We start from the raw sequence: 24,729 nt of genomic DNA on the forward strand, positions 1-24,729 counted from the left end.
GGCGCGGCGGCGCCGACCCGGTGCGCGACGGCGAGCCGCAGCCGGTCGGTGGCGGCGAGCGCCCAGCCGGCGACCAGCCACGGGTCGGGCCAGGAGCTGGACTGCACCACGAGCGCGGAGTCGAAGCCGTCCTCCTCCAGCTCCCGTGCGGTGCGGGCGACGTGCCCGGGGTCGGCGGTGCGGTCCCGCGGGTCGGGGGCGTGGCGCAGCGCCTGCCGTTCCTGCGGGGTGCGACCGGTGACGGGGGCGGCCCGGACGCCGCCGCGGATCTCGAGTTCCATCGGGTGGGACCTCCTGGATCGGACGGGGATACACCACAGGTGCACCACAAGGCGCGCGTGGGGGCACCTGGTGAAGCACCCCGTGTGCCTGCGGGAACAGGCCCCTAGCCCGCGGCGGGGCCGAGGCGGGCGAGGGTGTCGAGCAGGCGGGACCGGCTGACGAAGACCTCCGGCGGCAGCGAGACGTACAGCTGGATGGTGGTGACGCCGGGCAGGTGGTACTGCAGGATCCGCTCCCGGCACTCCTCGGGCGAGCCGCTGATGAACAGGCCGTCGACGGCCTCGTCGGGCAGTGCCTTCTGGGCACCCTCGTGGTCGCCGGCCGCCCAGCGTTCGTGGGTCTCGGCGAGCAGCTCGCCGTTGCCGAGCCACTCGTGGAACTTCCGGTAGGGCTCGCGGTTGAGGATCCAGGCGAGGAAGGGGCGGCTGGCCCGGTGGGCGTGGTCGGTGTCCTCGGTGGGGCAGACGAAGACCTTGACGACGAGTTCCTTGCCCGGCGGCTGCGGGCCGACGGCGCCCAGCACGGTCGGCAGGTCCTTGGGGAACAGCAGGTTGGTGATGGCGCCGTCCCCCTCGGTGAAGCCGAGCCGGAGCATGCCGGGGCGCAGGGCACCGAGGATCACCTTGACCGGCTCGGCGGGCGGGTGCGGCAGCCGGTAGCCGGTGATGGAGAAGGTGTCGAAGTCCCCGGCGACGTGCTCGCCGCGCAGCGCGCGGGTGACGAAGCGGAGCACGTCCCGGGTGCGCTTGAAGGGCTCGTCGAACGGGATGCCGTTGATGTCGGTGACGTGCGCGGGCACGGACGCCCCGATGCCCAGCAGGACCCGCCCGGGGGCGAGTTGGGCGAGGGTGGCGGCGGTCTGGGCGAGCACCGCCGGCCCCCGGGTGTGCACCGGCACGATGCCGGTGGCGATGCGCAGGCCCGGGGACCAGGCGGCGGTTGCGGCCAGCGGGGTGAAGGCGTCGGTGCCGCCGCCCTCCGCGCTCCAGACGTCGGTGTAGCCGAGGTCGGGGAGCCGTTCGACGAGGAAGCGGTGCCGGTCGATGGTGAGGCCCGGCAGCGGCAGGGTGATGCCCCACTTCGGCGGTCCGGCCGGGGTGCGGCCGTGCGGTGGGTACGGGGCGGTCATGGCGGCGGACGTCCTTCCTGGACGGTTCGGTGGGCGGCGGAGCGCCGTGGCTACGGGCGGACCCGGACGGTGGTGAGGTCGAGGAACCAGGACTGCGGCTGGACGAGCCCCTCGACCTTCGGCGAGAGCGCCCGCGGGTTGCGGTCGTTGACCACGAACAGCCACGGGGCGTCCTGGGTGACCAGCGACAGCGCCTTGCGGTAGTCGGCCTGCCGCTTCTGCCGGTCGGGCGAGGCGGAGGCGCTCGCCAGCAGCGCGTCGACCTGCGGGTTGGCGTAGTGGCCCGTCCAGAACGGGCTCTTGGAGCCGATGAACAGCGGCAGCAGCGCCTCGGACTGGAAGAGCGTCGTGGACTGGGCGATCGCGTCCGAGCCGAGCGCGACCTGTCCCTTGGCCTCGGCGCCGATCAGGGTGGACCAGTCGGTGGTGCGCAGTTCGACCTTGATGCCGACGGCGGCGAGGTCGCGCTGGATCGCCTCCGCGATCGGCACCGGCAGCAGGTTGCCGGAGCCTCCGGTCGGCACCGTGACGGAGGTGGAGAAACCTCCGGCGAGCCCGGCCTCGGCGAGCAGCTGCTTGGCCTTCGCGGGGTCGTGGCCGTAGGTGTCACCGGCCGGGTCGTAGGCGGAGGTGGCTCGCGGGGCGGCCTGTTGGGCCGGGTCGGCGGTGCCGTGCAGCAGCTTCTCGGCGATGGCCTTCCGGTCGATCGCGTAGTTGGCGGCGCGGCGCACCCGCGGGTCGTTCCACGGCGCCTTGGCGGTGTCCAGGATCCAGTACCAGAGGTGGTCGTAGCTGTTGGTGGCGATCCGCACGCCGTCGGCCTTGAGGCTGTCGATGTCGTCCGGGTTGGGGTACTCGATCCAGTTGACGCCGCCGGAGCGCAGTGCGGCGGTGCGGGCGGCGGCGTCCGGCAGCGACTTCACGACCAGCCGGTCCAGCTTCGGAGCGCCCCGCCAGTAGGACGGGTTGGCGACCAGGTCGATCTCCTTGCCCTCGGTCTGCGAGGCGAAGGCGAACGGACCGGTCCCGACCGGGTGCTGGGAGAAGTTGGCGGAGCCGGTCTTCCGGACGGCGGTGGGGCTGGCGATCAGGACGTGCGCCAGGTCCTCGGGGAAGTGCCCGTTGGGCTCCGCGGTGACGAGCTCGACGTGGTCGGCGTCGGTCTTCCGGTACGAGACGATGTCGCCCGCGTACTCCTTGGCGGCGGCGCCCAGCGCGTCGGTGTACTCGGGACTCCGCTTGTCGAGGTAGCGAGCCAGGTTGAAGATCACGGCGTCCGCGTCGAAGGGGGTGCCGTCCTGGAAGGTGACGCCCTTGCGCAGGGTGAAGGTCCAGGTCTTCGCGTCGGCGGCGACCTGCCAGGACTCCGCCAGGGCGCCGGTGACGACCGGCGGCCGGTCGGTGTCCTTGAGCAGCTCGTACCGGGTGAGGCCCTCGTAGATCTGGAAGCTGACGAGGCGCTTGCCCTCGAAGCCCGCACCGCCGATGACGGTGTCCGGGTTCGGCAGCTTGCCGGTCGCACCGACGACCAGGGTGCCGCCGCGGCCCGGGCCGCCGCCCGCGTCACCCGCGCCGGTGGCGGTTGCGGAGGCGCAGCCGGCGGCCGCGAGCAGCACGGCGGCGGCCGACAGCGCGCCGGCTCTGGATCGGACGGGGCGGTGGCGGTGGCGGTGATGACGGTTCGTCATGGCGATTTCCTGTTCGTTCGGTTCGGTGGAGCGGGCGGTACGGGTGCTGCGGGTGCGTGGGTTGGTCAGGGGGTGGCGGGGCCGCCGGTGGCGGCCTCCAGCAGGGCCCGGGTGTACGGGTGGGCCGGCGCCTCCCAGAGCTCGGCGGCCGGCCCTTCCTCCAGCACCCGGCCCCGGCGCAGCACGAGCACCCGGTGCGCGAGGTGACGGACGACCGCCAGGTCGTGCGAGATGAACAGGTAGGCCACGCCGGTGCTCTCCTGCAGACCGGTGAGCAGGTCCAGCAGCCGGGCCTGCACGGTGCGGTCCAGGGCCGAGGTCGGCTCGTCGCAGACCACCAGGTCGGGGCCGGTGGCGAGGGCGCGGGCCACCGCCACCCGCTGGAGCTGGCCGCCGGACAGCTCCCGCGGGAAACGGCGGGCGAGGCCCGGCTCCAGGCCGACCTGGCGGAACAGCGCGGCGACGGCCTCGGGGCGCTCCCGGCGCGGCGTGCCGTGCAGGCGCAGCGCGAACGCGACGGCCTCGCCGGCCCGCAGGGCGGGGTTGAGCGAACCGCGGGGGTGCTGCGGGACGAACTGCAGCCGGGCACGGAGGGACCGTCCGGTACGGCCGCGGAGACGGTACGGGTCCTGGCCCGCGAAGCGGACGGTGCCGGCGTCCGGAGCCAGCAGGCCGAGGGCGAGCCGGGCGAGGGTGGACTTGCCGGAGCCGGACTCTCCGACCAGCCCGAGGGTCTCGCCCGCGGCGACGGCGAGGGAGACCTCCTGCAGTGCGGGGCGGCCCCGGAAGTTCTTTGTCACCTTGTCGACTTGAAGGAGCGGGGTGCTGCCGGAGGCAGTGGTGGAAGGGGTCATCGGACAGCCTCCGGTGCGGCGCCTGCCCTTCCGCGGTGCACGGTTCTCCCCCGGCCTTCGGCCGGGAGGTACCCCCACGCGCCCCCTGGGGTGGCCCGTCGCGACCGGTGCGCAGTTGGCCGCACCGCTTGGTCGCCCCACCGCGAACGGTGCGCGGTCGGCTGCGCCGCCGGGGTGCGCCGGCCGGTCTTCCTCGGTGCGGTCATCGGTCGGCTCCCGGGTCGGCGGTCACCAGGTCGGTGGTGAAGGGGTGGTCGGGGTCGGCGAGGATGCGGGTCGCGGGGCCGCGTTCGACGATGCGGCCGGTCCGCATGACGGCGACCTCTCCGCCGATCCGGCGGGCGGCCGCCAGGTCGTGGGTGACGAGCAGCAGGGCGATCCCGCAGTCGGTGCGCAGGGTGCCGAACAGGTCGAGGATCCGGCCGCGGACCAGGGCGTCCAGCGCGGTGGTCGGCTCGTCGGCGATCAGGAGTTCGGGACCGCAGGAGACGGCGACGGCGATCGCGGCCCGCTGGCGGAGCCCGCCGGACAGCTCGTGCGGGTGGGCGCGGGCGACCCGCTCCGGGTCGGGGACGCCGGCGGTGGCGAGCAGCCGCAGGGCGTCCGCACGGGCGGCCCGGCGGGAGTCGGCGACCCGGTGGCGGCGCAGCACCTCGGTGATCTGCGGGCCGATCCGGCGCAGCGGGTCGAGGACGGCGGCCGGGTCCTGCGGGACGTAGCCGATGCGGCGGCCCCGGATCCGGCCGAGGGTGCGTTCGTCCAGGCCGAGCAGGTCGGTGCCGGCCAGCCGGACGCGGCCGGTGACGGCGGCGCCGCGGCCGGGCAGTCCGAGGACGGTGCGGGCGACGGTGGTCTTGCCGCTGCCGGACTCGCCGAGCAGCACCAGGGCGCCGCCCGCGGCGAGGTCGAGCGAGACCCCGTCGGCGGCGCGGACGCCGCCCGGGTAGGTGACGGTGAGATCGTCGACGCGGAGCAGGCTCATCGGACGGCCTCCGGCAGCAGGGCGCCGCGGTCGCCGATCCGCTGCCGCAGCCCCTCGCCGAGGGTGGTGAACACCACCGAGACGGCGAGCACGGCCAGGCCGGGCAGGACCGCGGGCCACGGGTGGGTGAAGAGGGCGGGCCGCAGTTCGTCGAGCATGGCACCCCACTCGGGGGTGGGCGGGGCGACACCGAGGCCGAGGAAGGCGAGCCCGGCCGCATACGCCACGGCGATTCCGACCAGGGAGGAGGCGTAGACGAGGACGACCGGGGCGACCACCGGGACGACCTGGCGGAGCACCAGGGCGAGCGGGCCGGCGCCGGAGACCCGGGCGGCCTCCAGGTACTCGGCGGTGCGGATCCGCCGGACCTCGGTGAAGGCGACCCGGGCGACCGCCGGGGTGAGCACCACGGAGAGGGCGAGCACGGTGGCGCCGAGGCCGGGCCTCAGCAGGGTGGCGACGGCGATGGCGAGCAGCACCCCGGGGAAGGCGTAGAGCACGTCGAGGGCGCGCAGCAGAGCCTGTTCGAGGACGCGGCCGCCGAGACCGGCGGTGATGCCGATCAGGGTGCCGGCCGCGGTGGCGGCGGCCACCGGGACGAGCCCGCCGGTGAGCGAGGCCCGGCCGGCCCAGATCAGCCGGCTCAGCAGGTCACGGCCCTGGCCGTCGGTGCCGAGCAGGTGTCCGGGGGCACCCGGGTCGAGGAGCCGGTCCTGCAAGCGGCCGGCGGCCGGGTCGTACGGGGCGAGCAGCGGTGCGGCGGCGGCGACCAGGACGACCAGCAGGGCGAGGGCGGCGGGGACGGCGACCGCCGGGTCGCGGAACGGGCTGCGGGCCATCTCAGTTCCTCGTCCGCGGGTCGACGGCGGCGTGCGCGGTGTCGACGAGCAGGTTGACGCCGACGAACGCCGCCGCGACGACCAGCACCCCGCCCTGGACGAGCGGCAGGTCACGGGCGGCGAGCGCGTCGTAGAGCAGCCGGCCGAGGCCGGGCCGGGCGAACAGGGTCTCCACGAAGACCACCCCCTCCAGCAGGTAGGCGAGTTGCAGGCCGCCGACGGCGAGCAGGGCGGGCGAGGCGTTGTGCACGCAGTGCCGCAGGACGGCGACCCCGGAGAGGCCGCGGGCACGCAGCCCGTCGGCGAGGTCCCCGGCGAGGACGGAGCCGAGCGCGGCGCGGAAGACCCGGGCGGTGAGGCCGAGCGGGACGAGTGCGGCCGCCACGGCCGGCAGCACCAGGTGCCGGGCGAGGTCCGCGAAGCCGCCGTCGCCGAACACGTCGTGGGTGCCGCCCGCGGGCAGCCAGCGCAGCCGTACCGCGACCACCGCGATCAGCACCAGGGCCACCGAGTACTGCGGGGCGGAGACGGCGAGCGTGGTCGCCGCGCCGGACAGCCGGCCGAGCGGGCCGCGCGGCCGCAGCGCGCCGACGGCCCCGAGCATGGCCCCGCCCACCAGCACCAGTGCGAAGGCGGCGGCGGTGAGGACCAGGGTCTGGCCGATCGCCGGGAGCAGCAGCCCTCCGACCGGCCGCTGGTCGGCGATCGAGATGCCGAGGTCACCGGTCAGGGCGTGCCCCAGCCAGGACAGGTACCGGACGGGCAGCGGGCGCTCCAGGCCGAGCCGGGCGGCGAGTTCGGCGCGGGCCTCCGGCGGCGCGCCCGGCCCGAGGAAGGCGGCGACCGGGTCGCCGGGGACGAGCGCCACGGTCGCGAAGACCACCACGGTGACGCCGAGCAGGGTCGGCACGGCCAACAGCAGGCGGCGGAGCAGGAATCCGGTCACCCGCCGGCCCTCCGGGGCGGGGCGCCGGCCGGGCCGGCGGGCGGGGTGGGCATGGCGCGGTGTCCTTCCGGGCGGTGCGGGGTGCAGGGGCGGCGGGGCACGGGCCTGCGGCGTTCACTGTGAGGAAGGTTGCGGACCGGCGGCGCGGACAGCCAGTCAGGAGTTCGTGCTGATACCGGCGGTCATAGGAGCAGGTACCGGGAGCGCGGGAGCCCCCTGTGCGGATGCCCCGGGCGCCGGGGGCCCGTCCCGTCCTTGACCTGCTGCGAGAGCCGGACCTAGGGTTCTCGTATGGCTTATCGGCGGACCGACTTCACCCTGGTCGGGATCGGCGGCTCGTGGCACCGCAGGTGCTTCGACGAGCTGTGTCCGCTGCGCTCCCCGCGCTGACCGCCCGGCACTCGCCCGCTGCCCGTTCAGCGCCCTCCTCCTTCCGGGACCGCCCCGGCCCGCCGTCTCCGTGACCGGAGCCCGGCCGCCACCGTCGGCGGCTCCCTGCCGTTGCGCCGCGCCCGTCCGGCCGGCCCGCCATCTCCGAGGGGACCGCACCGCCATGCCCTACCGCACCGACTCGCCCTCCGCCCCGGGGGGTTCGCGATGGCAGCACTGACCCAGTTGCCCGCGCCGACCGGTCCGCGCACCTGCCGGCACCCGGTCCGCCGCACCCCGCGCAGTGCCACCGCAGCACCCGCGGAGGCCCTGCACACCGAGATCGACAACCCGCTCGACCTGCTGGCCGGCCACCAGCTGCTCGCCGAACCGACCGCCGCGCCGCCGGACAGACCGGGCGCCGCGGCCGCCGACTGCGGCTGCGGCCACCCGATGTGCCCCGGCGACGGCCACCGGGCCCACGCCGTACGGGTGTTCCTCGTCGAACGGCACCCGGTGGCGGCGGCCGGACTGCGCTCCGTGCTCTCCACCGTGCCCGGCCTGACGGTGGCCGGCTCCGCCGCCGACCCGCTGCGCGCCGTACCGGCGGTCCGGCGGGTCCACCCCGACGTCGTCCTGCTCGGCCGCGGCGGCGGCCTCGGCGAGGACCTGGCCGCCGTAGCGGCACTGCGCGGGCCGGACGGCGCCCCGGACGCCCGGGTGCTGCTGCTGCGCCGGGCCGAGTCCACCGCCGAGGCCAGCCGGATCCTGCTGGCCGGCGCCAGCGGCTGCTTCCCGCTCGACCTGCCGGAGGAACGGATCATCGCGGCCGTCCAACTCGCCGCAGCCGGAGGATCGGTGTTCCTCCCGGCGCCGCCCGCGGCACGCACCCACCCGGCCCCGCCGCCGGGCCACGCCGTCGAACCGCCACCGCAGCAGGTCGGGCTGACCGCACGCGAACGCGAGGTGCTCGCCAAGCTCGCCCTCGGCCTCAGCAACGCCGAGATAGGCCGCGAACTCGCCCTCGCCGAAGCCACCGTGAAGAAACATCTCACCCAGGCCATGCGCAAGACCGGCCACTCGGACCGGCTGCGCGCCGCCCTCTACGCCCACCGCCACGGCCTCGCGGGCTGAACCGCGGACAAGGGCTGCACCTCAGGGGCGCTGGGGGCGCCTCCCGGCCGAAGGCCGGGGGCGGAGCTGCGCGATCAGGGAGCGGGCGACCCGACCACCACGGCCGACCGGAGTTCACCAGGTGACCCACTCCCTGATCGCGCAGCCCCCCGCGCCCCTCGCGGTATCCCCTGCTCGCGAAGGCGACCTTCGGAGCAATCGGTGGCGCCGATCGTCGCCCGGGGAGGCTCCGTTCGGGGCTTCTGACGGACCGTCGGCGGTTCGTAGCGTGGCCGCACCACGTCCAGCCGAAGGGAGAGCCCGATGGGCGACGCGTCCGACGGCACCATCGCACACACCGGCGACCGGGCCGGCCCGGTGCCGCCCCACCTGCCCGCCGGCACCGCCGTGCTTCCCGCCGGCCGCGGTGCCGCCCGCTCCGAACCGCAGCGTTCCCCGTACCGGTCGATGCCGGACGCGGACCGTTCGGCCCTGTGGCGGCGGCGCCTGCACGAGGCCGAGGCCGGCCTCACCCGCTACCTGGTCTCGCGCGGCGACGAGGTGCAACTGGCCGACTGGTTCGCCCTGCAGGCGGAGATCTTCGCCGACCTGCCCGATCCGGCGACCGCGCCGGCCACCGAGTGGCAGCGGGTGTTCTTCCGCGGCCAGGCCCTGATGGAACGCTTCCTGGTCGCCCGGTACGGCGAGCAGGTGCTGGCGGAGTGGGCGCGGTCCAACGCCGAGGTGCACCGGGAGGTCGAGCCGGACCTCGGCCGGGGCGCCGCCGATCCGATCCACCGGATCGCCCGGCAGGCCGAACTCTACGGTTCGGACTACGAGTTCGACGACGAGCAGCCGCCGTCCGCGGACCGTGCGGTGCTCACCATCACGCACTGCGCGATCTGGGACTACCGGGAGAAGGCCCGCCGCGGCGGAGTCCGGCTGACCCTCGCGTCCCCGTGCACGTACTGCACGGAGGCGCTGTCCGCGAACATCCGCGCCAAGGGTTTCCGGCCCGCGCACCGGCTGCGCAGCGGCCCCACCGGCCACGGCTGCCGCTGGGAGGCCGCCCGGCCCGAGCTCGCCACCACCACCGACGACGAACCCCGGGAGTCCTGATGTGCGGAGTCACCGGCTGGGTCGACTGGGAGACCGACCTGCGCCACCAGGGGCACCTGCTGCGGGAGATGACCGCCACCCTCGCCTGCCGCGGCCCGGACGCGGACGGCGTCTGGCTGTCCCGGCACGCCGCGATCGGCCACCGCCGGCTGTCGGTGATCGACCTGGACGGCGGAGCCCAGCCGCAGGCGGACGCCGAACCGCCCGGCGCGGTGCTCGGCTACAACGGCGAGCTGTACAACCACCACGAGCTCCGTCGCGAACTCGAGTCCCTGGGGCACGTGTTCCGCACCCGCTCGGACACCGAGGTGGTGCTCCGCGCCCACCTGCACTGGGGCCGCGAGGCGCCGCGCCGCTTCAACGGGATCTTCGCGTACGCCCTGTGGGACGCCCGCGCCGAGGAGCTGCTGCTCGTCCGCGACCACCTGGGCATCAAGCCGCTGTACTGGCACGCGCACCGCACGGGCGTGCTGTTCGGCTCCGAGCCGAAGGCGCTGCTCGCCAACCCGCTGCTGCCCGCCGAGCTGGACACCGGGGGGATCGCCGAGCTGTTCGCGCTGCCCGCCGCGCCGACCCCCGGGCACGGACTGTTCCGCGGGCTGCACGAGGTCCGGCCCGGCCACCTGGTGGCCGTCACCCGGCACGCCACCCGCGAACTGCGCTGGTGGGCGCTGGAGTCCCGGCCGCACCGGGACGGCGGGGTGGCCACCCGGGAGCGCGTCCGGGGGCTGCTCGCCGACGCGGTGGAGCGCCAGTTGATCGGCGACGTCCCGCTCTGCACGCTGCTCTCCGGCGGGGTCGACTCCAGCGCGATCACGGCGCTCGCCGCGGCCGCCCGGGAGCGGTCCGGCCAGGGCAAGATCACCAGCTTCTCGGTGGACTTCCCCGGCAGCGCCGACCGGACGCCCGACGCCTGGCGGACCACCCTGGACGCCCCGTACGTGCAGGCCGCCGCCGAGCACATCGGCACCCTGCACACCGCCGTCCTCGTCCCCGACGACGACCTGTTGGACGCCCGGGACGCCGTGCTGCGCGCCCGCGACCGGCCCGGCTGGGGCGAGATGGACGCCTCGCTGCACCTGCTCTTCCGCGAGGTGCGCCGCCGCTCCACGGTGGCGCTCTCCGGCGAGGCCGCGGACGAGATCTTCGGCGGCTACCCGTACTTCCACGATCCGGCCGCGCTCGCCTCCGGCACCTTCCCGTGGCTGCACGGCCGCACCACCCCGGCGGCGCTGCTGCGCCCCGAGGTGCGCGCGGCCGTCCGGCCCGAGGAGTACACCGCGGAGGCGTACCGCCGCTCGCTCGCCGAGGTGCCGCGGCTGGACGGCGAGCCGGCGGCGGACGCGCGGGTGCGCGAGGTGTTCCACCTGGCGCTGACCCGCTGGCTGCCGCCGCTGCTGGACCGGGTCGACCGGGTCTCGATGTCCGTCGGGCTGGAGGTGCGGGTGCCGTTCTGCGACCACCGGCTGGTCGAGTACCTGTGGAACGTGCCGTGGGCGCTCAAGGCGTCCGGCGGCCGGTCCAAGGGGCTGCTGCGCGACGCCGTCCGGGACCTGCTGCCGCCGCAGGTCGCCGAGCGGCCGAAGAGCGGCTACCCGTCCACGCCGGCCGTCCGCTACACCGAGGTGCTCACCGACCGGGCGCGGGAGCTGCTCGCCGACCCGAACGCCCCGGTGTTCGACCTGGTCGACCGGGGGACGGTCCGCCGGCTCCTCGCCGAGGGCCGGCCGCTGCCGAGCCCCCGGACGGCGCCGAACCCGGTCGGCGGCCTGGACCACCTCGTCCAGGTCGACGAGTGGCTGCGCGCCTACCGGGTGGGGCTGCGATGAGCGCCCCCGCCCGCCCCGCGCCGGCCCCGGAGGACGCCTTCCGGGCTGCCGCCCGGCACTGGAGCACCGGCGTCGCCGTGCTCACCACCCGCTCCGGCGAGGAGGTGTTCGCCAAGACCGTCTCCTCGTTCTGCACCCTCTCGCTGGACCCGCTGCTGGTCAGCGTGGCCGTCGCCCGGCACAGCCCGCTGGTGTCCGCGGTCCGCGGCAGCGGCCGGTTCGCCGTCTCGGTCCTGACGGATCGCCAGCACGGGGTGGCCCGGCGGTTCGCCACGCCCGGCGCGGGCCGGGCTCTCGGCACCTTCACCGCCGTTCCGATGCGCGCCGAGGCCACCGGCGCGCCGGTGCTGGAGGCCGCGCTCGCCTGGTTCGACTGCCGGCTGCACGGCGTCCTGCCCGGCGGCGACCACGCCGTCCTGGTCGGCCGGGTCGCCGCCGCGGACGCCTCGCCCGGCGAGCCGCTGCTCTACCACGACGGCCGATACCGCTCACTCGCCCACCGCTCACCTGGAGTTGGCGCATGACCCTGCTCGACACCCCCGCCGCCGCGCGGGGCCTGCTCACCGGCGACCGGTACCGGGCCGAGCTCGACGACGGGCGCGAGCTCTACCTGGACGGCAAGCGGATCGGCAATCCCGCCGAGCACCCCGCCTTCCGGCCCGCCGCCGACGAACTCGCCCGGCTGATCGACCTGCAGCACGAGCCCGAACACCGCGAGCTGCTGACCTGGAAGGACCCGGAGACCGGCCTGCGGCTCGCCCGCGCATACCAACCGCCCCGCACGGTCGAGGAGTTGCGCGTCCAGCGGCGCAGCGCCGAGTTCTGGCACGCCGAGGCCCTCGGCCAACAGGGCCGCTCCCCCGCCTTCATGGCCTCGATCGCCGTCGGCGTCTACGACTTCCGGCACCGGCTGGCCGGCAACGACCCGCGGTTCGGCGCCAACGCCGAGGCCTGGTACCGGCACTGCGCCACCAACGACCTCGTCCTGTCGCACGCCCTCGGCGACCCGCAGATCGACCGCTCCGCCGACCCGGTGGACGAGCCCGACCTGGCGCTGCGCGTCCTGGAGGAGAACGAGCGCGGCATCGTGGTGCGCGGCGCCAAGCAGCTCACCACGCTCGCGCCGCTCGCCCACGAGGTGCTGGTCTACCTGTCGGCCTCGTTCGCGCAGCGCCGCGGCGAGCAGTTCGTGGTCTGGTTCGCGCTGCCGCTCAACACGCCGGGCCTGGTCACCCTCGCCCGGGAGCCGCTCGGCAGCGCCCCCTGGGGGCACGCCCACCCGCTCGGCGCCCGGTACGACGAGCAGGACGCCATGCTCTTCTTCGACGACGTGCTCGTCCCCTGGGAGCGCGTGCTGCTGCTCCGCGACGCCGACCTCGCCCGGGCCGGACTCGGCCGGATCAACGCCTGGAGCGCCTACGTCGGCCACGTCCGCTACCGGGAGCGGCTGCGCGCCCTGCTCGCCACCGCGACCCTGGTCGCCGAGTCGATCGGCGTGGACGGCTTCCGCAACGTCCAGGAGGACCTCGGCCGGCTCGCCGGGTACGCCGAGCTCACCGAGTACTTCCTGGACGCCGCCGAGGCCCGCGGCGGGGTCACCGACGGCGGCCTGTTCGCGCCGGGCGACACCGCCGCCTCCCGGGTGTGGTCCGCCGAGGTCGCGGCCGACGCGGTCGCGATCGTCCGCCGGATCGGCGCCTCCGGTCTGCTGATGCAGCCCACCGCCGGCGACCTCGCCAACCCCCGGCTGCGCCCGCATCTCGACCGCTACATGCGCGGCCGCGGCATCGACGCCGAGCGCAAGTCCCGCCTGTTCCGGCTCGCCTGGGAGCTCACCGGCGACGGCTTCGGCCAGCGCCAGGACCTCTACGAGTACGTGCACCGCGGCGACCTCGCCCGCAACCGGATCAACCTGTTCAAGCGCTACGACCAGAGCGCCGCCCGCGCGCGGCTGCTGCAGCTCGTCGACCGGCCCCAGGAGGCCCGCCCGTGACCGCGTCCGCCACCGAGATCCAGTCCCGCACCCTCGCCGGGTACGCCGACGCCAGCCGGCTCCGCCAGGTCCACGACCGCGACTGGGTGCTCGAACGGCTCCCCGCAAAGCCGCAGATCCTGGTCGACCTCGGCAGCGGCATCGGCCAACTGCTGCAGGCCGCCCTCGAACGCTTCCCGTCGATACGCCTCGCCGCCGGCCTGGAGCGGTCCGAGCACCGGATCGCCGAGGCCGCGGAGCGGCTGCGCCCGTACGGCGCCCGAACCGTCCTGCACCGGGCCGACCTCACCGACCCCGAACCGCTGCCGCTGCGCCCGGACGCCGTCACCATGACCTCCGTCCTGCACTGGCTCTTCCCGCACGAGGAAAGGATCTTCGCCTGGGTGTCCGACCGTCTCGCCCCGGGCGGACGGTTCCTGCTCACCACCTACCACCCCGCCCGGGACGAGCACGGCCTCGGTGGCGAGGACGAGATCGTCCGGGAGGCGCTCACCGCCCTCGGCACGCCGCGCGCCGACGTGCCGGCGCTGTTCGCCCGCGCCGGCGTGCTGCCGATCGCCACCCGCACCCGCACCGTCGACGATCTGGCCGCCGTCCTGCGTCCGCACCTCGCCGTCGCCGGCCACCGGGAGCGCGACGCCGTGGTCACCGTGGAGAGCGCCGAGCAGTACGCGCACTTCCACGCCGCCACCTTCGGCGACTACTACAGCCGCCTCGTCCCCGCCGAACGCCGCGCCGACTTCTTCCGGGCCGTCGGCGAGGCCGCCCGGCAACGCCAGGGCGAACGCGGCCACGTCAGCCACATGCCCGTCCGACTGTGGGAGCTCACCACCCACTGACGGACCGTCACCACACCGCCGGCCGACCGCCGCACCTCCCGCGGCGGCCGGCCGGCGGCACCTACGCCGGACCCGACCGCACCACCTCCGCCCGAGGAGCCATCCGTGTCAACTCCCGCCGCGAGCCAGGAACTCGGCGCCTTCCTCCGCGCCCACCGCGAGCTCCTCAAGCCCGCCGACGTCGGCCTCACCGCGACCGCCCGCCGCCGCACCCCCGGGCTGCGCCGCGAGGAGGTCGCCTCGCTCTCCGGCGTCGGCCTCGCCTGGTACACCTGGCTGGAACAGGGCCGGGTCACCGCCTCCCGGCAGGTCCTGGAGGCGGTCGCCCGTGCCCTGCGCCTCGACGCCGCCGGACTGCGCCACGCGATGCGCCTCGCCGGCTACCACGAGTCGCCGGCACCGGCCGACGCCGCCGACCGGGACGGGCTCGCCGCGGCCGTCCGGCCCGTCCTCGACTCCTGGCCGGCCAGCCCCGCCGCCCTGCTCGACCGCCACTTCGACCTGCTCGGCTGGAACGCCGCCTGGTCCGCACTCTGGGGCCCGCCCGAGGCCGTTCCCGCCGACCGCCGCAACCTCATGTGGCTGATGGCGGCCGACGGGCGGCTGCGCGGCGTCCTGCACGACTGGGAGCCGCTCGCCATGAACGTCTTCCAGCACTTCCGCGCCCAGGCCGGCCCCGCCCTCTCCGACCCCCGCACCGACGAGGTCTACCGCCATCTGGACACCGACGCACCGGAGCTCCGCCACTGGTGGGGTTGCCACTCCGTGGCGGAGCTCACGGCCCGCACGGTCACCGTCGAACCGGCCGGGATCGGCCCGATCCGGCTGACCCTCTCCTCCTTCCACCCGGTCGACGACCCGACCGCCCTCGTCCTCCTCTTCACCCCCGCCGATCCCACCGCCCGCGCCCGCATGACCACCCTCACCACCCACCCCCTCCGCAGCGCGGGTTAGGCAGGGCGCCCCCAGGGGCGCGGGAGAACTGCGCGATCCGGATGCGGCGAGCCCGCCGGACGGGTCCGCTACCGCGCCCGCAGCACCCGCGCCCCCACCGCCGCCACCAGGGCCAGCCCGATCCCCACCACGGCCGTCCCCACCGCGACGTCCGCGAAGGCCCCCACCGCCCAGGCACCGACGCCCGTCCCCGCGTACATCGTCGAGGTCAGCCAGGCACTGGAGGTGGCCCGCAGTTCCGGCGCCACCGTCCCCGCCAGTGTCTGCTGGTCGGTCACGAAGCCGCCCGAGGCGAGGAACCACACCGTCACCCCGAGGAGCGCGAGGACGATCCCCGGTCCGCCGACCGCCAGCCCGATGCCGGCGGCCAGCAGCAGCCCCCACAGCGGCAGCAGCGGCACGCCGTCCCGTCCGGCGGCCCGCGCCCGGTCGCCGAGCCGCCCGCCGAGCAGCGATCCGACGACGCTGCCGGCGCCGACCAGCACACCGACCAGTCCGAGCGCCTCCACCGACAGGTCGAACCGCTGCACCAGGACCGCCCCCAGGAACGTGTACGCGCCCAGGTTCGCCGCGTGGAAGACGGTGTTGACCAGCAGTGCGCGCCGCAGCGCCGGATCGGCCCAGCCCGCGAGCACGGCCCGTACCGCACTGCCGCGCCCGTCCGCCGGTGCCGCGCTCCCGCCCGCCGGGACCTGCTTCAGCAGCAGCGGCACGGCGGCGGCCGTCCCGACGGCGAGCGCCCAGAACGCGGAGCGCCACCCGGCCAGCCCGGCGAGGAAGCCGCCGAGCGGCACCCCGACGACCTGGCCGGCGGAGAACAGGGCCATGCCGAGACCGAGCGCGCGGCCGCGGACGGCGTCCGGTGCGGTCTCCGCGATGTGCGCCCAGATCGCCGGTCCGGCCGCGGCGGCGGCCAGTCCGGCGACCGCCCGGGAGAGGACCAGCGGGGTCAGCCCGGTGGAGAGCGCTGCCGCGGCGTTGGACAGGACGAAGAGCAGTGTTCCGGCGACGAGCGTGCGCCGCCGTCCGAACCGGTCGCTGAGCAGCCCGAGGAAGGGGGCGGCCACGGCGTACACCAGCACGTACGCGGTGACGCCGGAAGCCGCGGCGGCCTCGCTGACCCGGATCGAGTCGGCGATCGTCGGCAGCAGCGGCGAGACCAGGAAGGTCTCGGTGCCGAACAGGAACAGCAGCAGGAACACCCCGGCGTAGCGCAGCCGGTCGAACGGCTGCGCCGCGGGCTCGGCACTCGGCGGCGACGCGGACACACTGGTCACGGCCCTCACACCCCTTCGAAAGGCCCTTCACGGGCGCACGGACGACGGATCTCGGCCGGGCCATCGTGTGCCGGTGCCGCGGCGGCAACCAGACAGGCGATCATCCTGTGACCGCCGCTCACAGGCTCCCGCGCGTCGGGACCGCGTGGCAGGCTGGGCCGGTGGACGGATTCCTGGGGTGGGCGGCCCGGCTGGGTGCGGGCGAGGTGGTGGCGGGGGCGCTGCTGCTCAACGCGGTGCTGTTCGTCGCGGCGGTGGCCGCCGGGCGGGCGCTGGTGCGGCGCTACGGGGACCGCCGGGTGGCCCCGCCGCCCGGCCCGGTGACCGGGGCGGAGGTCGCCCTGACGGTGGTCGCCCTGCTGATCAACAGCGGTGTGGGGGTGGCCGGGTGGGCACTGTGGAAGGCGGGCCTGGTCACCCTCTCGGCCTCGACCGGTCCGCGGGTGCTGCTCGAACTCCTGGCGTTCACCCTGGTCATGGACGTCCTGGCGTACGCCGCGCACTGGATCGCGCACCGCCGCCGGCTGTACCGGCTGGCCCACGAGCTCCACCACCGCTACCCGGATCCGCGGCCGTCGACGCTGTTCGTGCTGCACCCGCTGGAGGCGTTGGGCTTCGGCGGCGCCTGGCTGGCGATCCTGACGGTGTGGGAGCTGTCGGCGCTCGCCCTGGGCGGGTTCGTCCTGCTCAACCTGGTGTTCGGGCTGCTCGGCCACCTCGGGGTGGAGCCGCTGCCGGCCCGGGTCCGGCGCTGGCCGGTGTTCCGCTGGGTGGCGCTGCCGATGTTCCACGTCGGCCATCACCTCGACCCGGGCGTGAACTTCGGTTTCTACACCACCGTGTGGGACCGGCTGTTCGGGACGGTCGACCCCGCGTACGACCGGATGCGACACGCCGTCGACCCTGCCGCCGCCCGGCTGCCGGATGCCCTTCAATCACCGGCATGAGCTGCATCTTCTGCGAGGTCGTGGCGGGCGGGGCGGACACCCACCGGGTGTTCGAGGACGAGGCCGCGGTCGCCTTCCTGGACCACCGCCCGCTGTTCCCCGGCCATGTCCTGGTGGTGCCGCGGCGGCACGTGCCGACGCTGACCGACCTGCTGCCGGAGGAGATCGGGCCGTACTTCGCCCGGGTCCAGCGGATCGCCGCGGCCGTCGAGACGGCGATGGCGGCGGCCGGCAGCTTCGTCGCCGCGAACAACCGGATCAGCCAGTCGGTGCCGCACCTGCACGTCCACGTGGTGCCGCGCAATCCCAAGGACGGCCTGCGCGGCTTCTTCTGGCCGCGGACGCGCTACCGCGACGAGGCGCACGCCGTGGAGACGGCCGCCCTGATCGCCGCCGCACTGGCCGCCGGCTGACCGGCTCCGCGGCGGCCCTGTCAGAGCGGTACGGCATGCTCCGGGCCATGGACGAGCAGCAGTTCTGGGACCTGATCGAAGCAGCGCGCCGGCCGGGCCCGGACGACGCCGGGGCCGTGGTCGAGCGGGCCACCGCCCTGCTCGCCGTCCGGCCGCGGCAGGAGATCCTCGCCGCACAGCAGTTGCTGTGGGACGCGATGGCGGAGTCGTACCGCGGCGACCTGTGGGGTGCCGCGTACCTGATCAACGGCGGCTGCTCGGACGACGGTTTCGACTACTTCCGCGGCTGGCTGATCGTCCAGGGCCGGGAGGTATTCGAGCGGGCCGTCGCCTCTCCGGACTCGCTCGCCGAGCTGCCGTCCGTCCGCGAAGCAGCGGCGAACCGCGCGGACCTGGACTGCGAACGCACGCTGGGTCTCGCCTGGGACGCCCATCTCGCCGCCACCGGCGAGCAGATGTCCGGCGACTGCTACACGATCGCCTACCCGGAGATCGTCTTCGACTGGGACTTCGACGACCCTGCGGAGACCGCCCGGCGCCTTCCCCGGCTCGCGGCCCTGTACGGGGAGTGAAGCCGGCATCCGCGCCCAACACGCGTACCCGACACGCGCCTCGGCACCGGTCGCCCGCACCCGGCCCCGCGCACAATGACGGTATGACAGTTCCCTTGAAGTTCAGCGGGGCCTCGAAGAACCTGACCTTCGACGAACTGGAGAAGTTCGTCCACGCCGCACGCAGGGCGGGGGTGGTCGGCAAGCAGCCCGTCACCGCCGTCGTCTCCACCACCGGCAAGCTCAAGCAGCTCCAGGTCCTCCTCGACGAGGAGTGACCGGCCCCGGGTCGGGGTGTGACGGTCCGGGGTCCGGGTCCGATCGGCGAGAATGGTCGGGTACCGAGCACGTCCGCACCGAGGAGACGACCCACGTTGGCCAGCCGGAAGCCCTCCCCCGCGCCCGCCCCGGACCGCCCCGACCTGCGGTCCGACTGCTCGCGCTGCTTCGGCCTGTGCTGCGTGGCCCTGCCGTTCGCCGCCTCCTCGGACTTCGCCGCCACCAAGGACGCCGGCACCCCCTGCACCAATCTGCAGGCCGACTTCCGCTGCGGCATCCACACCCGGCTGCGGGAGGCGGGCTACCGCGGCTGCACCGTCTTCGAGTGCTTCGGCGCGGGCCAGAAGGTCTCGCAGATCACCTTCGGCGGCGAGGACTGGCGGCAGGACCCGGGCTCGGCCCGGCGGATGTTCGCCGTGTTCCCCGTGCTGCGGCAGCTGCAGGAGCTGCTGCACTACCTCGCCGAGGGCCTCGCCCTGCCCGCCGCCCGTCCCGTCCACGAGGAGCTGCAGCGCGCCTTCGACGCCACCGAGCGGCTCACCCTCGGTACCGCCGAGGAGATCACCGCGCTGGACGTCCCCGCGGTCCGCCAGGAGGTCAACGCCCTGCTGCTGCGGGTCGGCGAGCTCGTCCGGGCCGGCGTGCCCGGCCGCACCCGCAACCACCGCGGCGCCGACCTGATGGGCGCCCGTCTCAAGGGCGCGAACCTGCGCGGCGCCAACCTGCGCGGGGCGCTGCTGATCGCCGCCGACCTCCGCAAGGCCGACCTGCGCAGCGCCGACCTCATCGGGGCCGACCTGCGGGACGCGGACCTGAGCGGGGCCGATCTCACCGGCGCGGTCTTCCTCACCCAGTCGCAGGTCAACGCCGCCCGCGGCGACGCCGCGACCCGGCTGCCGGCCGGCCTGGACCGCCCGGCCCACTGGGCGCCGGCCCGCTGATCCCGTGGGCGACGTCACGGACGATCCCGTGGACGATCCGGTGGAGGCGCTCTGCGTCCGGCTGCACCGCGGTCTGCGCGGCGAGGGCCCGTTGGCGGCGGCCGACGCCGCCGCGCTCGGCTGCGCGCTGCTGGACCTCGGCCACCGGGGCCCGGCGGTCCGCGAGGCGGTGGAACGCCGACCGGCCGACGTCCCGCCGGCCGAAGCCGCCGACCTCGCCGCACGGCTGCTCGCCGAGGCCGGCTTCGAGCCCGGCTTCGACCTGGTGCCGGAGCGGCTGGAGACCCTGCGCCGGGCGCTGGAGCCCGTCCTGCGCGATCTCCCCGGGGCCGGGGGTCCCGGGGCCCGGTTGGTCGTCCAGGACGCCTGGTACCCGCCCTCCGCGGGCGTCGTCCTGGCGGACGGCTGGCTGCACGGCGGCGGCCTGCCCGTCTGCGCCGGCGGCGACCCGGTCACGGCGGTGGCGGCCGTCGCCGCGCACGTCCAGGAGAGCCTGATGGAGCGCGACCGCCGGGCCCTGCCGCTCTGCCCCGACCACGGCCTCGGCCTGCACGCCCTCCGGCACTCCGACGCCGCCGTCTGGTGGTGCACGGCCGACGGCGGCCATCCGGCCGCCGCGATCGGCCGGCTGCCGCGGACGGGCCGAAATCGGGATGACCGCCCGGGGCGCCGCGCATAGGCTCCGCGGGATGTCCGCGCACAGCCCTGGAGTCCGAGTGACCGATCAGCCGTTCCGCGCCGTCCGGGCCGCCCACGACGACCGGAGCCTGACCGTCTACCAGGCGTACCCGGTGGAGATCGCGGAGGCGGCGCTCGCGGCGGGCACCTTCGTGCCCCCGTTCAAGCGGGAGCGGATGACCTGGATCAAGCCCTCGTTCCGCTGGATGATGTACCGCTCGGGCTGGGCGTCCAAGCCGGGCCAGGAGCGGGTGCTGGCCGTCCGGATCAGCCGGGACGGCTTCGAGCAGGCCCTCGCGCTGGCCTGCCCCAGCCACCACGACCGGCGCTGCCACGCCACCGCGGAGGAGTGGCGCGCGGAGCTGGCGACCAGCCCCGTCCGGGTGCAGTGGGACCCGGAGCGCTCCACCCGGCTCGGTGCGCTGGAGCACCGCGCCCTGCAACTCGGCCTGTCCGGGCGGGCGGTGGCCGGCTACGTCGACCACTGGATCCTGGGGATCACCGATGTGACCGCGCTGGCGCACGAGGCCCGGGCACTCGTCCGCGACGGCCGCACCGACCTCGCCGACGCGCTGATCCCGGCCGAGACTCCGTACCCGCTGCCCGGGCACCTGGCCGCCCGGCTCGGCGCCGACCACTGAGCCGGGCCGTCTCCGGTCAGCCGGTGGCATCCTGACGGTCGGTCAGAAGCTCGCGCCCCTGCGGCGGCACCGGACCGGGCGGCAGCGCCACCTGCGGGTCGGAGACGCTGCGTACCCGCGTCCAGGAGTCGTGGTCGGCCTGGACGATCTCCTCGTACGCGGCCAGGAACTCCGCCACCTGCGCGGGCTCGGGCTCGGCCCCGGCGAGCCCGGCGCGGTGGAAGGCGAGCCGGCGCTCCAGCGCGGCCAGCCGGTGCACGGTGTCGGAGCGCTGCAGCCAGAGCGCGCGGTGCGAGAAGAAGGCCTGCCAGGCGGCGAGCACGGTGATCGCCGCACCGAGGCCGAGGGCGACGTCGGACAGCCACTGCCGGGCCGGCTGGCCGACCTGGACGCCGAGCAGCACGGTGATCACCGCCGAGAGGCTCACCGTGGAGATCTGCAGTCCGAAGGCGCGCCTGCGGTCCGTGTCCCGTCGCCGGGTGCGGATCCGCAGCTGGCTGTGCACCTCGGCTTCCACGAAGGCCAGTTGACGGCTGACCGGACTCGTATCCGCACCGTCCGCAGTGTTCCCCGCCATGGCCCGCGTTCCTCTCCCCCGCCTTCGGAGCGGCCAGTCTGCCAGCCCGCCCGGACATCCGTGCGGAATCCGGTGGGACGCGGTGCCCGCCCCACCGCGTTAGAAGGTCATGGACCGCACAACGACGACGCGTCCGGCGCCCACTGAGCCGCCGGCCTTCCTCGACTTTGCTGCGGCGAGGGGGCACCACCTGGTCAGAACGGCCTACCTGCTGACCGGTGGTGACGCGCACCTCGCCGAGGACCTGGCGCAGGAGGCGCTCGGCCGGCTGTTCGGCCGGTGGCGCAAGGTGTCCCGGATGGCGAACCCGGCGGGGTACGCGCAGACCGTCCTGGTCAACACCTTCCTCTCCTACCGCAGGCGGCGCAGCAGCAGCGAGCACGTGACGGACACCTTCGCCGAGACGGCGCAGGCCGCGCCGGACCCGGCGCTGCGGGTGACCCTGCTGCAGGCGCTCGGCGAACTGCCGCCCCAGGACCGGGCGGTGCTGGTGCTCCGCTACTGGGAGGACCGCAGCGCGGAGGAGACCGCGGCGGTGCTGCGGCTGAGCCCCAGCACGGTGCGCTCGCGCAGCAGCCGGGCGCTGGCCCGGATGCGGACGGTGCTCGGCGAGGACCTCGACGCGCTCGTCCACCCCTGACCGACGACCTGCAGTACGAGAGGATGCGGAGAACGACGATGCCCGTCGAGGAGAGCTTCACCACCGCCCTGCGGTCGGCGGCCGACCTGGCCCCCGAACCGAACGCCCTGGCCTTCGCCCAGGGTGCGGCGACCCGCGGAGTGCGCCGGCGCAGGCGGCGCCGGGCCGCCGTGCTGGCCGGGGCGGCGGCGGTCGCCGCGGCCGTGCTGGCCGCCGGTTCGCTGCCGGCCCTGCACGGCGACCGCGCGCCGGCCGCGCAGCCCCGGTCCTCCGTCAGCGGGGAGTACATGCGCGACGCGCTGGTCTCGCTGCTGCCGAGCGGCCGGGTCACCGGCGCCATGGGCTTCACCGGCAACGAGGGCGACGTGAAGAGGGGGCCGTCCGCCGTCGTCGACCTCGAGACGGCGCACACCGGCGGGCAGATCAGCCTCGGCGTCGACCGGATCGCCACGCCGGTGACCGAGGCCTCGCGCGGTGCGCACTGCTTCGACCCGTCGGAGCGGCCGACGCTCAGCTGCAGCCGCACGGTGCGGCCCGACGGGTCGGTCCTGATGGTGAACGTGCTGCTGCCGGAGCGGTCCGGCGCGGGCAAGGTCCTGGTCGCCTCGTACACCAGGCCGGACGGGCGCCAGGTACGGGTCGACACCTACAACCGGGACGGTCGGCCGGAGCCCCCGCTCAGCACCGAGCAGGCGGTCGCGGTGGTGACGAGCAGCGTCTGGGACGTCACGTTCGACGGCGTGCGGGTCACCGACCCGCCGAAGCCCGGGGTGACCCTGCCGCCGACGGCCGCGCTGCACGACGCGGTGGCGAAGCTGCTGCCGTCCGGCGCGGTGGCCGGCCCGGCCGACGGCCTCGCGATGCCCGGCCGGGTGCGGCTGCAGGTCTCGCTGGACGGCCGGACGAGCTGGGTGACCGTCGACGTCGAGCCGCACTGGCAGGAGGGCGAGCAGTCCGACCCGCGGGGGACGTTCGAGTCCGGCCGGGGCCCGGAGCTGACGCACACCGCGGACGGCACCTCGGTGGTGGCCGGCGCCCACCGGGAGTCCGACGGGACGGACGGCCCGGAGGTGCAGTGGAACGCCGAGGCCCTGCACGCGGACGGCACCCGGGTGACCGTCAACGAGTGGAACGGCCCCGACGCCCGCACCTTCCTGCCGGGCGCCCCCGCCCTCACCGTGGACCAGCTCCGGGCCCTGGCGACGGCCCCCGCCTGGCGCGGCTGACGCACCGCCGACGGGGGTGGGTCAGCCCCCGGCCGTCCGCAGCGAGCCGCGCACCCGTTCCCGCGCCGTCGCCGCGTCGGGGGCGCTGCGGGCGAGCCCGGCGAGGCGGCGGCAGTCGGCGAGGGTGTGCCCGGCGAGCGCGGCGCGGACCTCGGGCAGGCAGGAGGGTGCGGCGGACAGCCCGGTGACGCCGAGGCCGACGAGGACGAGCGCGAGGTCCGGGTCGGCCGCCGCCTCCCCGCAGACGCCGACCGGGACGCCGTGCGCGGCGGCGCCCCCGGCCGCGGCCGCGACCAGGTCGAGCAGGGCCGGCTGCCAGGGGTCGAGCAGCTCGGCGAGGGCGCCGAGGGTGCGGTCGGCGGCGAAGGCGTACTGGGCGAGGTCGTTGGTGCCGATGCTGAGGAAGTCGCAGACCTCGGCGAGCCGGTCGGCGCGCAGTGCGGCGGCCGGCACCTCGACCATCGCGCCGGCGAGGGCGAGGCCGTGGGCGCGGACCCGGCCGGCGAAGGCGGCGGCCTCGGCGGGCAGCGACACCATGGGGGCCATCACCCGGACGTCCGCGCCGCTGCCGCGGGCGGCGGCGGCGATCGCGGCGAGCTGGGTCTCCAGGAGCTGCGGGTCGCGGGTGGCGGTGCGCAGGCCGCGGACGCCGAGGGCGGGGTTCTCCTCGTCGGCGGCGGTGGCGAAGGGCAGCGGCTTGTCGGCGCCGGCGTCCAGGGTGCGGACGGTGACGCGGCGTCCGGCGAAGGCTTCGAAGACGGCCCGGTAGGCGGCGGTCTGCTCGGCGGCGCCGGGGGCCTCGGCCCGGTCGAGGTAGAGGAACTCGGTGCGGAAGAGGCCGACGCCCTCGGAGTCGGCGGCGGCCGCGGCGGTCAGTTCGTGCGCGGCACCCAGGTTGACGAGCAGCGCGACGGGGTGCCGGTCGGCGGTGCGTCCGGGCCCCGAGCTGCGGGCGGCCGCTTCCCGGCGGGCCCGCTGCCGCTCGGCCGCATGCCGGACGGCCTCCGGCACGGGATCCGGGTGGACGGCGCCGTCGGCGGCGAGCACGAGCACCGTCCGCCCGTCCTGCAGTCCGGCGGCGCCGGGGCAGCCGACGACGGCGGGCAGGCCGAGGGCCTTGGCGAGGATCGCGGTATGGCTGGTGGGGCCGCCGCGGACGGTGACCAGGGCGAGGACCCGGGCGGGGTCGAGTTCGGCGGTGTCGGCGGGGGCGAGGTCGTCGGCGACCAGGACGTACGGGTGGCCGGGGTCGGGCAGGCCGGGCATCGGCAGTCCGAGCAGCCGGGCGACCGCGCGGTCGCGGAGGTCGTCGAGGTCGGCGGCGCGCTCGGCGAAGTAGCCGCCGGCGGTGAGCAGGGCCTCGCGGAAGCCCTGGTAGGCGGCGGTGACGGCGTGCGGGCCGTCGGTGCCGGCGGCGACGAGTTCGGTGGCCCGGTCGGCGAGCGCCGGGTCGGCGGCGATCATCGCCTGGGCGGTGAGCACGTCCGCGGCGGCGCCGCCGGCCCGGGCGGCGCGGGCCTCCAGGTCGGCGACGACGGCGGCGAGGGCGGAGCGAACGGCGGCGCTCTCGGCGGCCGGGTCGGCGACCGGGCGGGCCGGCGGCAGCGCGGGGGGCGGGGCGGC

At 75.9% G+C, this 24,729-nt stretch carries 26 protein-coding genes; 16 read left to right on the forward strand and 10 right to left on the reverse strand.

Annotation, left to right across the window (positions count from 1 at the left end):
- The 7 genes from ABZ641_RS06815 to ABZ641_RS06845 form a co-directional block, all read right to left on the reverse strand.
- The coding region (locus tag ABZ641_RS06815; protein WP_359979718.1) for an LLM class flavin-dependent oxidoreductase at window positions 1-281 on the reverse strand (281 nt) is incomplete at its 3' end.
- A 104-nt stretch (window positions 282-385) separates the two neighbouring features.
- Window positions 386-1,411 (reverse strand): LLM class F420-dependent oxidoreductase, encoded by a 1,026-nt coding sequence (locus ABZ641_RS06820; RefSeq protein ID WP_052390229.1) that lies wholly within the window; start codon window positions 1,409-1,411, stop codon window positions 386-388.
- A 50-nt stretch (window positions 1,412-1,461) separates the two neighbouring features.
- Complete coding sequence (locus ABZ641_RS06825) at window positions 1,462-3,099, reverse strand: ABC transporter substrate-binding protein (protein ID WP_359979720.1); 1,638 nt, start codon at window positions 3,097-3,099, stop codon at window positions 1,462-1,464.
- Window positions 3,100-3,164: 65 nt separating this feature from the next.
- Window positions 3,165-3,899: an ABC transporter ATP-binding protein gene (locus ABZ641_RS06830; protein ID WP_344624122.1), complete on the reverse strand. Its 735-nt coding sequence runs from the start codon at window positions 3,897-3,899 to the stop codon at window positions 3,165-3,167.
- Window positions 3,900-4,155: 256 nt separating this feature from the next.
- On the reverse strand, window positions 4,156-4,935 hold the full coding sequence (locus tag ABZ641_RS06835; RefSeq protein WP_344624123.1) for an ABC transporter ATP-binding protein: 780 nt from the start codon (window positions 4,933-4,935) through the stop codon (window positions 4,156-4,158).
- On the reverse strand, window positions 4,932-5,774 hold the full coding sequence (locus tag ABZ641_RS06840) for an ABC transporter permease (protein WP_344624124.1): 843 nt from the start codon (window positions 5,772-5,774) through the stop codon (window positions 4,932-4,934). The genes ABZ641_RS06835 and ABZ641_RS06840 overlap by 4 nt, the downstream gene beginning before the upstream one ends.
- A 1-nt stretch (window position 5,775) precedes the next feature.
- Window positions 5,776-6,720 (reverse strand): ABC transporter permease, encoded by a 945-nt coding sequence (locus tag ABZ641_RS06845; RefSeq protein ID WP_359979724.1) that lies wholly within the window; start codon window positions 6,718-6,720, stop codon window positions 5,776-5,778.
- Between the two features lie 597 nt (window positions 6,721-7,317).
- Between ABZ641_RS06845 and ABZ641_RS06850 the strand changes: the two genes are divergently transcribed.
- The 7 genes from ABZ641_RS06850 (at window position 7,318) to ABZ641_RS06880 (ending at window position 14,936) form a co-directional block, all read left to right on the forward strand.
- Complete coding sequence (locus tag ABZ641_RS06850; RefSeq protein WP_344624126.1) at window positions 7,318-8,223, forward strand: response regulator transcription factor; 906 nt, start codon at window positions 7,318-7,320, stop codon at window positions 8,221-8,223.
- 303 nt (window positions 8,224-8,526) lie between these two features.
- On the forward strand, window positions 8,527-9,321 hold the full coding sequence (locus ABZ641_RS06855) for a hypothetical protein (protein WP_359979726.1): 795 nt from the start codon (window positions 8,527-8,529) through the stop codon (window positions 9,319-9,321).
- Window positions 9,321-11,150 carry an asparagine synthase (glutamine-hydrolyzing) gene (asnB, locus tag ABZ641_RS06860; protein WP_359979728.1) on the forward strand — a complete coding sequence of 610 codons (1,830 nt, stop codon included), beginning with the start codon at window positions 9,321-9,323 and terminating at the stop codon, window positions 11,148-11,150. Before ABZ641_RS06855 ends, asnB begins: the two co-directional genes overlap by 1 nt.
- Complete coding sequence (locus ABZ641_RS06865; protein ID WP_344624129.1) at window positions 11,147-11,674, forward strand: flavin reductase family protein; 528 nt, start codon at window positions 11,147-11,149, stop codon at window positions 11,672-11,674. The genes asnB and ABZ641_RS06865 overlap by 4 nt, the downstream gene beginning before the upstream one ends.
- Entirely contained in the window at window positions 11,671-13,143 is a 1,473-nt protein-coding gene (locus tag ABZ641_RS06870; protein WP_344624130.1) for a 4-hydroxyphenylacetate 3-hydroxylase N-terminal domain-containing protein, read from the forward strand. The genes ABZ641_RS06865 and ABZ641_RS06870 overlap by 4 nt, the downstream gene beginning before the upstream one ends.
- Window positions 13,140-13,982, forward strand: coding sequence for a class I SAM-dependent methyltransferase (locus tag ABZ641_RS06875; protein ID WP_359979731.1), 843 nt, complete (start codon window positions 13,140-13,142; stop codon window positions 13,980-13,982). The genes ABZ641_RS06870 and ABZ641_RS06875 overlap by 4 nt, the downstream gene beginning before the upstream one ends.
- Window positions 13,983-14,087: 105 nt before the next feature.
- A complete protein-coding gene (locus ABZ641_RS06880; protein WP_344624132.1) occupies window positions 14,088-14,936 on the forward strand; it encodes a helix-turn-helix domain-containing protein in 849 nt (282 codons plus the stop codon).
- 68 nt (window positions 14,937-15,004) lie between these two features.
- On the opposite strand, the gene ABZ641_RS06885 is transcribed toward ABZ641_RS06880, so the two are convergent.
- On the reverse strand, window positions 15,005-16,213 hold the full coding sequence (locus ABZ641_RS06885; protein ID WP_359979734.1) for an MFS transporter: 1,209 nt from the start codon (window positions 16,211-16,213) through the stop codon (window positions 15,005-15,007).
- A 161-nt stretch (window positions 16,214-16,374) separates the two neighbouring features.
- On the opposite strand from ABZ641_RS06885, the gene ABZ641_RS06890 reads away from it, so the two are divergent.
- From ABZ641_RS06890 to ABZ641_RS06920, 7 genes are all read left to right on the forward strand, one after another.
- Entirely contained in the window at window positions 16,375-17,160 is a 786-nt protein-coding gene (locus tag ABZ641_RS06890; RefSeq protein ID WP_359979737.1) for a sterol desaturase family protein, read from the forward strand.
- Window positions 17,157-17,573 (forward strand): HIT family protein, encoded by a 417-nt coding sequence (locus ABZ641_RS06895; RefSeq protein WP_344624135.1) that lies wholly within the window; start codon window positions 17,157-17,159, stop codon window positions 17,571-17,573. Before ABZ641_RS06890 ends, ABZ641_RS06895 begins: the two co-directional genes overlap by 4 nt.
- 47 nt (window positions 17,574-17,620) lie before the next feature.
- Window positions 17,621-18,145 carry a DUF4240 domain-containing protein gene (locus ABZ641_RS06900; RefSeq protein WP_344624136.1) on the forward strand — a complete coding sequence of 175 codons (525 nt, stop codon included), beginning with the start codon at window positions 17,621-17,623 and terminating at the stop codon, window positions 18,143-18,145.
- 83 nt (window positions 18,146-18,228) lie between these two features.
- Window positions 18,229-18,402, forward strand: coding sequence for a hypothetical protein (locus ABZ641_RS06905; RefSeq protein ID WP_199922877.1), 174 nt, complete (start codon window positions 18,229-18,231; stop codon window positions 18,400-18,402).
- Between the two features lie 96 nt (window positions 18,403-18,498).
- Window positions 18,499-19,344 (forward strand): pentapeptide repeat-containing protein, encoded by an 846-nt coding sequence (locus ABZ641_RS06910; protein WP_344624137.1) that lies wholly within the window; start codon window positions 18,499-18,501, stop codon window positions 19,342-19,344.
- A gap of 4 nt (window positions 19,345-19,348) precedes the next feature.
- Window positions 19,349-20,023 carry a hypothetical protein gene (locus ABZ641_RS06915; protein WP_359979742.1) on the forward strand — a complete coding sequence of 225 codons (675 nt, stop codon included), beginning with the start codon at window positions 19,349-19,351 and terminating at the stop codon, window positions 20,021-20,023.
- A 37-nt stretch (window positions 20,024-20,060) separates the two neighbouring features.
- On the forward strand, window positions 20,061-20,663 hold the full coding sequence (locus tag ABZ641_RS06920; RefSeq protein ID WP_344624139.1) for a DUF4291 domain-containing protein: 603 nt from the start codon (window positions 20,061-20,063) through the stop codon (window positions 20,661-20,663).
- Window positions 20,664-20,679: 16 nt separating this feature from the next.
- Here ABZ641_RS06920 and ABZ641_RS06925 read toward each other — a convergent pair whose 3' ends face one another.
- Window positions 20,680-21,240, reverse strand: a complete 561-nt coding sequence (locus ABZ641_RS06925) for an SLATT domain-containing protein (protein ID WP_359979744.1) — start codon at window positions 21,238-21,240, stop codon at window positions 20,680-20,682.
- A 109-nt stretch (window positions 21,241-21,349) separates the two neighbouring features.
- Here ABZ641_RS06925 and ABZ641_RS06930 point away from each other — a divergent pair, with 109 nt between their 5' ends.
- Window positions 21,350-21,880 carry a SigE family RNA polymerase sigma factor gene (locus tag ABZ641_RS06930; RefSeq protein WP_344624141.1) on the forward strand — a complete coding sequence of 177 codons (531 nt, stop codon included), beginning with the start codon at window positions 21,350-21,352 and terminating at the stop codon, window positions 21,878-21,880.
- A 38-nt stretch (window positions 21,881-21,918) separates the two neighbouring features.
- Entirely contained in the window at window positions 21,919-23,106 is a 1,188-nt protein-coding gene (locus ABZ641_RS06935; protein WP_359979747.1) for a hypothetical protein, read from the forward strand.
- Window positions 23,107-23,127: 21 nt separating this feature from the next.
- Here ABZ641_RS06935 and ABZ641_RS06940 read toward each other — a convergent pair.
- Window positions 23,128-24,729 (reverse strand): putative PEP-binding protein (locus tag ABZ641_RS06940; RefSeq protein WP_359979749.1); only part of this gene is annotated, 1,602 nt, incomplete at its 5' end.

The sequence above is a fragment of the Kitasatospora sp. NPDC007106 genome (assembly GCF_040634455.1).
In the GTDB taxonomy this organism is placed as follows: domain Bacteria; phylum Actinomycetota; class Actinomycetes; order Streptomycetales; family Streptomycetaceae; genus Kitasatospora; species Kitasatospora arboriphila.

Coding starts and splice junctions, on each gene's coding strand:
- ABZ641_RS06900 (WP_344624136.1), top strand. CDS start 17,621: ATGGACGAGCAGCAGTTCTGGGACCTGATCGAAGCAGCGCGCCGGCCG.
- ABZ641_RS06840 (WP_344624124.1), bottom strand. CDS start 5,774: ATGGCCCGCAGCCCGTTCCGCGACCCGGCGGTCGCCGTCCCCGCCGCC.
- ABZ641_RS06850 (WP_344624126.1), top strand. CDS start 7,318: ATGGCAGCACTGACCCAGTTGCCCGCGCCGACCGGTCCGCGCACCTGC.
- ABZ641_RS06870 (WP_344624130.1), top strand. CDS start 11,671: ATGACCCTGCTCGACACCCCCGCCGCCGCGCGGGGCCTGCTCACCGGC.
- ABZ641_RS06825 (WP_359979720.1), bottom strand. CDS start 3,099: ATGACGAACCGTCATCACCGCCACCGCCACCGCCCCGTCCGATCCAGA.
- ABZ641_RS06930 (WP_344624141.1), top strand. CDS start 21,350: ATGGACCGCACAACGACGACGCGTCCGGCGCCCACTGAGCCGCCGGCC.
- ABZ641_RS06865 (WP_344624129.1), top strand. CDS start 11,147: ATGAGCGCCCCCGCCCGCCCCGCGCCGGCCCCGGAGGACGCCTTCCGG.
- ABZ641_RS06935 (WP_359979747.1), top strand. CDS start 21,919: ATGCCCGTCGAGGAGAGCTTCACCACCGCCCTGCGGTCGGCGGCCGAC.
- ABZ641_RS06925 (WP_359979744.1), bottom strand. CDS start 21,240: ATGGCGGGGAACACTGCGGACGGTGCGGATACGAGTCCGGTCAGCCGT.
- ABZ641_RS06905 (WP_199922877.1), top strand. CDS start 18,229: ATGACAGTTCCCTTGAAGTTCAGCGGGGCCTCGAAGAACCTGACCTTC.
- ABZ641_RS06855 (WP_359979726.1), top strand. CDS start 8,527: ATGGGCGACGCGTCCGACGGCACCATCGCACACACCGGCGACCGGGCC.
- ABZ641_RS06820 (WP_052390229.1), bottom strand. CDS start 1,411: ATGACCGCCCCGTACCCACCGCACGGCCGCACCCCGGCCGGACCGCCG.
- asnB (WP_359979728.1), top strand. CDS start 9,321: ATGTGCGGAGTCACCGGCTGGGTCGACTGGGAGACCGACCTGCGCCAC.
- ABZ641_RS06895 (WP_344624135.1), top strand. CDS start 17,157: ATGAGCTGCATCTTCTGCGAGGTCGTGGCGGGCGGGGCGGACACCCAC.
- ABZ641_RS06835 (WP_344624123.1), bottom strand. CDS start 4,935: ATGAGCCTGCTCCGCGTCGACGATCTCACCGTCACCTACCCGGGCGGC.